The organism is Kitasatospora sp. NPDC001539 (assembly GCF_040298565.1).
Lineage (GTDB): Bacteria > Actinomycetota > Actinomycetes > Streptomycetales > Streptomycetaceae > Kitasatospora.
Genome location: NZ_JBEPAK010000250.1, coordinates 1 through 10416, shown reverse-complemented (window position 1 = coordinate 10416; position 10416 = coordinate 1). Strand labels below are relative to the sequence as shown.

Annotated in this window: 9 protein-coding genes; 6 read left to right on the top strand and 3 right to left on the bottom strand. The window is 75.8% G+C overall.

Annotation, left to right across the window (positions count from 1 at the left end; genetic code table 11):
- Positions 1 to 47: 47 nt before the first annotated feature.
- Positions 48 to 2294, bottom strand: a complete 2247-nt coding sequence (locus tag ABT247_RS27830) for a helix-hairpin-helix domain-containing protein (RefSeq protein ID WP_350747613.1) — start codon at positions 2292 to 2294, stop codon at positions 48 to 50.
- 70 nt (positions 2295 to 2364) lie between these two features.
- Positions 2365 to 3342, bottom strand: coding sequence for an aldo/keto reductase (locus tag ABT247_RS27825; protein WP_350747610.1), 978 nt, complete (start codon positions 3340 to 3342; stop codon positions 2365 to 2367).
- 238 nt (positions 3343 to 3580) lie between these two features.
- Between ABT247_RS27825 and ABT247_RS27820 the strand changes: the two genes are divergently transcribed.
- On the top strand, positions 3581 to 4627 hold the full coding sequence (locus tag ABT247_RS27820; protein WP_350747607.1) for an LLM class F420-dependent oxidoreductase: 1047 nt from the start codon (positions 3581 to 3583) through the stop codon (positions 4625 to 4627).
- Positions 4628 to 4730: 103 nt separating this feature from the next.
- Here ABT247_RS27820 and ABT247_RS27815 read toward each other — a convergent pair whose 3' ends face one another.
- Complete coding sequence (locus tag ABT247_RS27815) at positions 4731 to 5711, bottom strand: magnesium and cobalt transport protein CorA (RefSeq protein WP_350747604.1); 981 nt, start codon at positions 5709 to 5711, stop codon at positions 4731 to 4733.
- A 209-nt stretch (positions 5712 to 5920) separates the two neighbouring features.
- Between ABT247_RS27815 and ABT247_RS27810 the strand changes: the two genes are divergently transcribed.
- From ABT247_RS27810 to ABT247_RS27790, 5 genes are all read left to right on the top strand, one after another.
- Positions 5921 to 6622, top strand: coding sequence for a histidine phosphatase family protein (locus ABT247_RS27810; protein WP_350747601.1), 702 nt, complete (start codon positions 5921 to 5923; stop codon positions 6620 to 6622).
- Between the two features lie 218 nt (positions 6623 to 6840).
- On the top strand, positions 6841 to 7407 hold the full coding sequence (locus ABT247_RS27805) for a DUF3090 domain-containing protein (protein ID WP_350747598.1): 567 nt from the start codon (positions 6841 to 6843) through the stop codon (positions 7405 to 7407).
- 56 nt (positions 7408 to 7463) lie between these two features.
- Positions 7464 to 8249: an SCO1664 family protein gene (locus ABT247_RS27800; RefSeq protein ID WP_350747616.1), complete on the top strand. Its 786-nt coding sequence runs from the start codon at positions 7464 to 7466 to the stop codon at positions 8247 to 8249.
- A 91-nt stretch (positions 8250 to 8340) separates the two neighbouring features.
- Positions 8341 to 9267, top strand: coding sequence for a helix-turn-helix transcriptional regulator (locus ABT247_RS27795; protein ID WP_350747595.1), 927 nt, complete (start codon positions 8341 to 8343; stop codon positions 9265 to 9267).
- Positions 9268 to 9442: 175 nt separating this feature from the next.
- Entirely contained in the window at positions 9443 to 10279 is an 837-nt protein-coding gene (locus ABT247_RS27790) for a dioxygenase family protein (protein ID WP_350747592.1), read from the top strand.
- Positions 10280 to 10416 lie beyond the last annotated feature (137 nt).

Below are 10416 nucleotides of genomic sequence, written 5' to 3'. Positions count from 1 at the left end.
CCGGTCGTTCCGGGCCCGCCCTTCCGTCGCCCGGGGAACCCGCCCGGTCAGTACGCCGAGGCCGCGTTCTCCGCGAGGAGCGCCCGCAGCCGGGTGGTGCGCGGCTGCGCCGGGCGCTCGGCGACGGCCTGGACGAGCGCCGGGCCCGCCGCGTGCACCACCGACAGGTGCCGCTCGCCGCGCCCGAAGGCGGTGTAGACCCACTGCCGGGTGAGCGTCGGCCCGGCGTCCTCGGGGAGCACCACCACGACCCCAGGCCAGCGGCGGCCGAGTGCCTGGTGGACCGTCAGCGCCCAGCCGTGCCGCAGCCGCCCGGCCTCCGCGGGCGGGACGGTCCGGCGGGAGCCGTCCGGGTACTCCAGGTGGAGACCGGTGGCGTCGCCGTCCAGCACCCGGGCCGGGCGGGTGATCCCGGGCGCCGGGGACTCCACCACCCGGTCACCCGGGTCGAAACCGCCGAACCGCCCCGGGCCGGGGTTCAGCCGGGCCTTGGCGGCGGCGTTCAGCGCCCGCGTACCGGCCGGACCGCCGTGGCCCGGGGTCAGCAGCACGACCTGCTCGGCGGGGATGCCGAGCGCCCGCGGGATCGAGTCGGTGAGCAGTTGGGCGGCGCGGTGGACGGCCTCGCCGCCGTCCTTGGCGGTCAGGATGACCACCTCCTTGTCCGGCGCCTCGACCGGCTGCAACTCGCCGATGCCGACGCCGGAGACCAACTCGCCGATCGGGCCGAAGTCCGGGGTGCGGGAGGCGACCGCCGGGCAGACCTTGGCGGCCAGCAGGTCGGCGAAGAACCGGCCGGGGCCGGCCGACCAGAGCTGGCCCGGGTCGCCGCTGAGCACCAGCCGGGTGCCGTCCGCGAGCGACTCCACCAGGGTGGCGGCCAGTTCGACGTCCAGCAGCGGGGCGTCCAGTACGACCAGGAGGTCCAGGGCGAGCGAGCCGTCGGGGGAGCGGCCGGGGCCGGCCGTCCCGGCCAGCAGCTCGGCGAGGGTGGCGACCTGGGGCCGGGCCTGAGCCCCGGCGAGCGCGGCGAAGGACTCCCGGCCCTGGCCGGTCCAGGTGGCGGCCCAGGCCCGCAGCCCGAGGCTCCGGGCGGCGGCGAGCAGCGCGGCGGGTTCGGCGCGGGCGGCCTCGCCGCCGGTGTGCAGCACCAGGGCCGCGTCGGCGACGGCCTGGATCAGCGCGGTTGCGGAGGCGGACGGCGCGGCCTCGGCGGCAGCCGCCCAGGCGGCGGGGCCGGGGTCGGCGGGCACGTGGTCGGCGTGGTCGGGCGCCTCCTCCGCAGCCGGCTCGGCGGCCTCGGCGGCATCCCCGCCCGCCTCCGCCGGCTCGGCGGCCTCGGCGGCCTCGCCGTGTCCGGTGTCCGCACCCTCGACGTCCTCGGCGGCCTCGCCGTCCTGGTCGTCCGTGACGTCGTGGGTGTCTTCGACGTCCTCGCCCGGCACGAAGGTGGCCATGAGCTGCAGCAGCCCCTCGGCGAGGCTGTCCTCCGCCATCGCCAGCCGCTCCAGCGCGAGCAGCGTCCGGGTCGGCGGCTCGTCGTCCTCGCCGCCCGCGGCCTGCGCCTCCGGCCCGCTCAGCTCCTCCTGGAAGGGCAGCACCCGCCCGTCCTCGACGGCGGCCTGGATCGCGGCGGCCGCCTCCGGCATCCGCAGCCGCTCCAGCCCGGCCGTCACCTCGGCCAGCTCGAGCGCCGAGTGCCCGCGCAGGGCCGCCTGCTCCAGCAGCCACAGCACCAGCGCCTGGGCGCGGCGCGGGTCGTCGGGCCGGGCCCCGGGGCCGAGCAGCTCACGGGCGAAGCCGTCCGCGTGCTCGGGGCGGACGCCGGGCAGGCCCAGCACCGCCCACGGGTCGGTGCGCAGCCGTTCGGCCGCGTCCTCGCCGAACTCGGCCACGGCGGCGGGCGCCAGGTCGGCCGGGGCGCCGCCGGCGGTCAGCACCCGGGCGGCCTCCTGGAGCGCGTCGCCGCGCGGGCCGTCGGGCTCCCCGGCAGCCGCAGTGGCGGCGGCCGTGGCCGGCGCGCCCTCGCCGGGCGCCCCCGAGCCGCCCGGCGCCCCCGACCCGCCCGGTCCGCCCGGTACCTGCGCGCCGGGAGCCTCCGGGGCCCCGGCCGAGCCGGACACCGGCGAGCCCCCCGGGCCACCGGGCCCGGAGGTGCCGGGCCCCGACCCTGCCGGCCCACCGCCCTGCGGCCCGATGCTGCGGATCCGCTCCGCCAGCTCCGCGATCGCCGCGGCCTTGTCGGCCGGTGAGGCCGCCGTCTCCTCCGGAGCGCCGTTCCCCGTGTCACTCATCGTCGTCCGCTCCAAAGGTCACTCCACTGCACGTTCTGCCGACAACCCGGACCACGGCCCGGACCGGCCGTCAGAGCTCGGTCCACCCCTGGTCGGGGTAGCGGTGCACCGGCGACGAGATGTCGTCCAGCGCGCCGCGGATCTCATCCGGAAGCGTAAGCGCCTCCACCGACAGCGCCGCCTGCAGCTGTGCCACCGTCCGTGCCCCGACCAGCGCGCTCGCCACCCCGGGCCGGTCCCGGACCCAGGCCAGCGCGACCGCGAGCGGGCTGCTGGCCAGCCCGTCGGCGGCGGTGGCGACGGCGTCCACGATCCGCCGCGAGCGCTCCCCGAGGTACGGCTGGACGAACCCGGACAGGTACGTCGAGGCGCCGCGCGAGTCCTGGGGGACGCCGTGGCGGTACTTGCCGGTGAGCACCCCGCGGCCGAGCGGGGACCCGGCGAGGATCCCGATCCCGGCGTCCAGCGCCGCGGGCAGCGCCTCCCGCTCGATGCCGCGCTGCAGCAGCGAGTACTCCAGCTGCGCCCCGGCCAGCGGCATCCGGTCGTGGGCGCGCTGCCAGGTGGCGGCCTTGGCGAGCTGCCAGCCGCTGAAGTCGCAGACCCCGGCGTACCGGGCGCGGCCGGAGGAGACGGCGATGTCGAGGGCGCTGAGCGTCTCCTCGACCGGGGTCATCGGGTCGAAGGCGTGCACCTGCCACAGGTCGACGTGGTCGGTGCCGAGCCGCTGCAACGAGGCGTCGAGGGCGGCGAGCAGGTGGCCGCGCGAGCCGTCGAAGCGCCGGGCGGCCTCGGGGACGCTGCCCGCCTTGGTGGCGATGACGAGTTCGGAGCGGGGGACGAGGCCCTCGGTGAGGCGGGAGATCAGGTACTCGGCGCCGCCGTCCGCGTACACGTCGGCGGTGTCGATCAGGTTGCCGCCGGCGTCGACGAACTCCTTGAGCTGCTCGGCGGCCTCGTGCTCGTCGGTGTCCCGGCCCCACGTCATGGTGCCGAGACCGAGGCGGGAGACCTGCAGGCCGGTACGGCCGAGGCGACGCATTTCCATCGGACGGGCCCTCCACTGGCCAATGGCCCCGGGAGCCCCCGAAGCCTTCAAACGCGCAGGTGGGGTGCGGACTACCCACGTCGGCTGAGCGTAGCGGCCGGGTCGCGGGCAGGGGCGCAGACCCGCAGAACGATCAACACCGACGGTGTGACCCAGCCCACCCCTACCCGTCGGTAGCACGTCCCGCGCGTGCGCGGCTACGCTCGCCACCAAGGCCCCCGACTGGAAGGTTCGGCACATGCGACTCGGCATCAACCTCGGCTACTGGGGACTCGGCATGGACGCCGACAACATCGCGGTGGCCCAGGAGGCGGACCGGCTCGGCTACTCGGTCTGCTGGGCCGCGGAGGCGTACGGCTCGGACGCCGCGACGGTGCTGAGCTTCGTCGCCGCGAGGACCGAGCGGATCGACGTCGGCTCCGCCATCTTCCAGATCCCGGCCCGCACCCCCGCCATGACCGCGATGACCGCCGCGACCCTGGACACCCTCTCCGGCGGCCGGTTCCGCCTCGGCCTCGGCGTCTCCGGCCCGCAGGTCTCCGAGGGCTGGTACGGCGTGAAGTTCGACAAGCCGCTGGCCCGCACCCGCGAGTACGTGGAGATCATCCGCAAGGCGATGTCCCGTGAGCGCCTGGTGCACGAGGGCGCGCACTGGACCCTGCCGCTGCCGGGCGGCCCGGGCAAGCCGATCAAGCTCACCGTGCACCCGGTGCGCGAGCACATCCCGCTGTACATCGCCGCGATCGGCCCGAAGAACCTGGAGCAGACCGGAGAGATCGCCGACGGCTGGCTGGGCATCTTCTTCGCCCCCGAGCACGCCGCGCTCTCCCTGGACCCGCTGCGGGCCGGGCGCGCCAAGGCCGGCCGGACGCTCGAGGGCTTCGACCTCTGCCCCACCGTCACCATCGCGGTCGGCGAGGACATCAAGGCCGGCGTCGACTCCCAGCGCTCCTACGCCGCGCTCTACATCGGCGGCATGGGCAGCAAGGAGAAGAACTTCTACAACCAGCTCGCCCGGCGGATGGGCTACGAGCGCGAGGCCGACGAGATCCAGGAGAGGTACCTGGCCAAGGACTACGCGGGCGCCGCGGCCGCCGTCCCGCACGACCTGATCGACGCCACCTCGCTGGTCGGCGACACCGCCCGGATCGCCGACCGGATGCAGGCCTACGCGGACGCGGGCGTCACCACGCTCACCCTGGCCCCGTCCGGCCTGACCCTGGACGAGCGGGTCCGGGCGCTGCGCACCGGCGTCGAGGCACTGGAGCGGGCCGGCCTGGCCTGACCGGGTCCGGGCGTTCGAGCGGCACACCGGGCGGCGCGGGAGGGAACCCGCCGGTACGAGGCGGCACCGGAGGGTCCGGCAGTTCCGGGGCGCACGCCCGGCCTCACAGCCAGTCGTGCCGCTTGAACACCCGGTGCAGGACCACGCAGACCACGGCCATCAGCGCCAGCACCGCCGGGTAGCCCCACCGCTGGTGCAGCTCGGGCATGTGGTCGAAGTTCATCCCGTAGATGCCCGCGATCATGGTCGGTACGGCGGCCAGCGCCGCCCAGGCCGAGATCTTGCGCATGTCGTTGTTCTGCTGCACGCTCACCTGCGCCAGGTTGGCGTTCAGGATGTCGGTCAGCAGCCGGTCCATGCCCTCCACCTGGTCGTTCACCCGGGCCAGGTGGTCGGCGACGTCCCGCAGGTAGGGCGCCGTCTCCGGCTGGACGAACGGGGCGCCGCGCTCCAGGCGCAGCATCGGCTCCATCAGCGGGGCGGCGGCGCGGCGCACGGCCATCACCTGGCGCTTGCAGCCGTAGATCCGCCCGGCGACGTCCCGGCCGACCCGGCCGGCGGCGAAGACGTCCGCCTCCAGTTCGTCCAGGTCGGCCTGCAGGGCGGTGGCCACCTCGACGTAGTCGTCCACCACGGCGTCGCACACCGAGTGCAGCACCGAGCTGGGCCCGTACCGCAGCAGCTCGGGCTGCTGCTCCAGCCGGGCCCGCAGTCCGCTGAGCGGGGTGTCCTCGCCGTGCCGCACGGTCATCACGAAGTCCGGGCCGAGGAAGACCATCACCTCGCCGCTGGTGACGGCGTGCGCGCCGGGGTGGTAGCCGAGGGTCTTCAGGGCGACGAACAGCGAGCCCTGGTAGGCCTCCACCTTGGGCCGCTGGTGGGCGCTGACGGCGTCCTCGACGGCCAGCGGGTGCAGCGCGAACTCCCTGCCGACCCGGTCGAGTTCCTCGACGGTCGGCTCGAAGAGGCCTATCCAGACGAAGGCGCCCCGGCCGGCCGCGCGGGCGGCGGTGAGCGCGTCGTTCGGGTCCTCGGAGACCCCGATCCGGTGGCCGTCCTGATATGCGGCGCAGTGGACGATCATGCGTGCCATTGTTCCCCGAAGTGCCCGGTCGACACAGCGCCGCGACGCCCGGCCCGCCCGGGGCGGCGCACCCCGTCCGTACGGCGCCGCGCACCCCGCCCGTACGGCGCCGCGGCGCCCGGTCGGCACCGGGCCGGGGCGGCCCGCCGCCGGGGCCGAGGCGCGGACCCCGCCCCACGACGGCGCCCGGAGGCCGTAGGCTGAGCCCCATGCCCACCCTGCTGCTCGTCCGCCACGGCCGCTCGACCGCGAACACCGCCGGGATCCTGGCCGGTTGGACCCCCGGCGTGGACCTGGACGACACCGGCCGCGCCCAGGCCGCCGCGCTGGCCGGGCGGCTGGCCGCGATCCCGCTGGCGCAGGCCGTCAGCAGCCCGTTGGAGCGCTGCCGGCAGACCCTGGAACCGCTGGTCGCCGTCCGGCCCGAGCTGGCTCCGCCGGCCGAGGACGAGCGGCTCGGGGAGTGCCACTACGGCGAGTGGACCGGCCGCCCGCTGGCCGAGCTCGCCAAGGAGCCGCTCTGGCGCACCGTGCAGGACCACGCCGCCGCGGCGGCGTTCCCCGGCGGCGAGTCGCTGCGCGAGCTGAGCCACCGGACGGTCAGCGCGGTCCGCGAGTGGAACGCCAAGATCGCCGCCGAGCACGGCGAGGACGCGGTCTGGGTCGCCTGCTCGCACGGGGACGTGATCAAGGCGGTGGTGGCCGACGCGCTCGGCCTGCACCTGGACCACTTCCAGCGGATCAGCGTCGAGCCCTGCTCGGTCACCGCGATCCGGTACACCCCCAAGCGCCCCTTCGTGCTGAGAATGGGTGACACCGGCGACCTCTCCTCGCTGGCCCCCAAGCCCCACGCCGATCCGGCCGGCCCGGCCACCCCGGCCGGGGACGCGGTGGTCGGCGGCACCGCCTGAGCGGCTCTCCCCGCGGCGGCCGCGCGGCGCCCCACCAGCGGCGGCACCACCCGGAACCGCCGGTGCCACCCCGTCCCCGGTCGCCGGCCGGCCTCCCGCTCGGCTCCCCGGTCGGTGCCCGGAGGTCGTAGGGTGACTGGAGAGTGATCCATCCGTCCGACAACCCGCGATCCCCCACGGCGGATCCGCACCGAACCGACACGATCCGGAGCGAGAGCGTGCCCCGTCAGGTCTTCTTCTACGACCAGCCCGAACGGTTCGTGGCCGGCACCGTCGGCCAGCCCGGCGCCCGGGCGTTCTACCTGCAGGCCAGTGCCCGGGGCCGGGTCACCAGCGTGCTGCTGGAGAAGACCCAGGTCGCCGCGCTCGCCGAGCGGATCGAGGAGGTCCTCGACGAGGCGCTGCGGCGCAGCGGCGGCGACGCCTCCATCCCGGCCACCGCGCCCAAGGACCTGCTCGACACCGCCCCGCTGGACCTGCCGCTGGAGCAGGAGTTCCGGGTCGGCACCATGGCCCTGGCCTGGGACAGCGTGGACGGCTGCCTGGTGGTCGAGGCGCAGGCCCTGGTCGAGGACGAGGAGGACGAGGGCGAGGAGGCGGTCTTCCGGGACGACGAGAACGGCCCGGACATGCTGCGGGTGCGGCTGACCGGCGCGATGGCCAGGGTGTTCGCCAAGCGCGCGCTGGACCTGGTCGCGGCCGGCCGCAAGCCCTGCCCGTTCTGCAACCTGCCGCTGGATCCGGAGGGCCACCTGTGCCCGCGCGCGAACGGCTACCGGCGCTGAACACCGAGACCCCGCCGCAGGCCGACCCGGCGGTCGCCGCCGCCCTCGCCGCGGACGTGCCCACCGCCCTGGCCCTGCTGCGCCAGGGCGAACTGACCGTGCACGGCCGCCTGACCGAGGCCTCCAACGCCGCGCTGTACTGCACGGTTGCGCACGGCTCGTTGAGCGCGCAGGCCGTCTACAAGCCGGTGGCCGGCGAGCGCCCGCTCTGGGACTTCCCGGACGGCACGCTGGCCGGCCGGGAGGTCGCCGCGTACGAGCTGTCCGCCGCGACGGGCTGGGCGCTGATCCCGCCCACGGTGCTGCGGGAGGGGCCGCACGGGTCGGGCATGGTGCAGCTGTGGGTCGAGCCGGATCCGCAGGCCGAGCCGCTGCTGGCGCTCCAGGACCCGGACGGTCCGGAGGAGGGCTGGCTGCCGATCGTGCACGCCGAGGTGGAGGGCGGCCGACCGGCGCTGCTGGTGCACCACGACGACCGGCGGCTGCGCCGGCTGGCCGTGCTGGACGCGGTGCTCAACAACGCCGACCGCAAGGGCGGCCATCTGATCCCCGCCGCCGACGGCCGGCTCTACGGCATCGACCACGGCGTCACGTTCAACACCGAGGACAAGCTGCGCACCCTGCTCTGGGGCTGGGCGGGCGATCCGCTGCCCGGCGAGGCGCTGGAGGTGCTGGCCCGGCTGGCCGAGCAGCTGGACGGCGAGCTGGCCGAGCGCCTGGCCCCGCACCTGACCGCCGCCGAGCTGGACGCCACCCGGGCCCGGGTCGCCGCGCTGCGCGGCTCCGGCACCCATCCGCTGCCCTCCCGGGACTGGCCCGCGATCCCCTGGCCGCCGGTGTAACGGCGGCGCGCCGGGCCGTACGGCGGGGGAGAGCGGCGGGCGCCGACGGATGGTCTGGACCTGTTACCGGAACAGGTCGCACACTGCTCCGATGGACGTGCGACGGACACCCACCACCCGAACCGCGCCGGACCTGCCGTTGCACCGACTGCAGGTCCCGCTGCCCCACCTGCTCCCCTTCGCCATCGGCGGCTTCGACGCGATCGGCCCGCTCTCCCGTGCCAACTTCCCCCACCGCCACTCCTTCTACGAGATCGTCCAGGTCACCGGCGGGCGCGGCGCCCACGTCCTGGACCTGGACCACCGGCCGCTGGCGCCGCCCCAGTTGTGCGTGATCACGCCGGGCCAGGTGCACCACTGGGCGGACGCCGAGGAACTCACCGGCCGGGTCGTCCTGTTCAACGAGGACTTCCTGCTCGGCCACCCGCAGGACCTGGCCGCACTGCGCGCCCTGGCCGCCCGTCCGGCCCTCGGCCTCGGTGAACAGGCCGGTGCGATCGGCGCGTTGCTCGCCGACATGGAGCAGGAGTACCTGACCAGGGCGCCCGGCTACCAGGGCGTGCTGCGGGCGAGCCTGCACATCCTGCTGGTCCGGGCGCTGCGCGCCTCGGCGCCGGCCGGCCGCCCCGCCCCGCCAGGCCGACCGGCCGAACTGGCGGCGGCCTTCGCGAGGCTGATCGCCCGGCCGGGCGGGGTGCGGCACTCGGTGGCCTCCATCGCCCAGGAACTGGGCGTCTCCCCGGGGCACTTGCAGACCCTGGTCAAGCAGGCCACCGGCCGGACCCCGGGCGGGCTGATCCGGCACCAGCAGACCCTGGAGGCCAAGCGGCTGCTGGCCTGCACGGACCTGACCATCCGGCAGGTCGCCCAGGACGCGGGCTTCGCGGATCCGGCGTACTTCTGCCGCTTCTTCCGCCGGGAGACCGGGATGACACCGGGGGAGTTCCGGGCCCGCGTCGACGGAAATCACCACGATCCCCGGATCATGTCCATCGCGGTCGCGCCGGACGGTCCGTAGCGTTGCTGGTGGCCACCGGCGGCCGGTCCGGCGCGCGCGGGCGGGCGGCCGGTCAGGCCCTTGTCATGCCCCCACCATGGCAAGGGCCACCCCCCGCTCCCGCCACCCCGCTCCCGCAGACCCCCACGCTCCCGCCACCCACCGCACGCCCGACTCCACGGGAAGGAGACGGCTCATGCCCACGCCCGACGGCATGATCAGCCGCAAGACCGTCCTGAAGGCCGCCGCCGCGCTCGGGGCCGCGCCCCTGCTGATCGGCAGCGGCGCCGCGCTGGCCCGCGAGCAGGCCGGCAACGGCCGGGCCCCCGGCCTCACCCCCGAGTGCCACGACGGCGACGACCCCACCGTCGAGCAGATCGAGGGGCCGTACTTCAAACCCGACTCCCCGCTGCGCACCTCGATGGTCGGCGACGGCCCCGGCACCCGGCTGACCGTCAGCGGATACGTCTTCGGGCGCGCCTGCCGGCCCGTCCCCGGCGTGCTGCTGGACTTCTGGCAGGCCGACGACAGCGGCGCCTACGACAACGCCGGCTACACCTTCCGCGGCCACCAGTTCACCGACGCCGGCGGCGCGTTCCGGCTGGACACCGTCGTCCCCGGCCTCTATCCGGGCCGCACCCGGCACCTGCACGTCAAGCTCCAGGCGCCGGGCCGCCCCGTCCTGACCACCCAGCTCTACTTCCCGGGCGAGCCGCGCAACGGCACCGACGGCATCTTCGACGCCCGGCTGCTGATGACCGTCCGACAGAACGGTCCGGTCCGCGAGGCGAGTTACGACTTCGTGCTGGACGTGCCGCAGAACCCGGGCACGCCCACGCCCACGCCGACCCCGACCACCACTCCGACCGGTGGCCCCACCACGCCGCCGGGCAGCGGCTGGACCCCGGGCGCGGCGTACCGCGCGGGCGACCGCGTCACCTACTCCGGCGCCTCCTACGTCTGCCTCCAGGCGCACACCGCCATGGTGGGCTGGGAGCCGCCGAACGTGCCGGCCCTCTGGCAGCGGTCGTAGCGGCTCCGCCCGCGCCCCCGAGGAGCCGGGCGCCCGGTCGGCGGCCGGGGCCCGCCGGCGCCGCAAAACCCCCCCCGACCCGGCGGGCGGGAGGCGCCACCACAGAAGAGAGACCAACAGCAACACCACGAAACAGA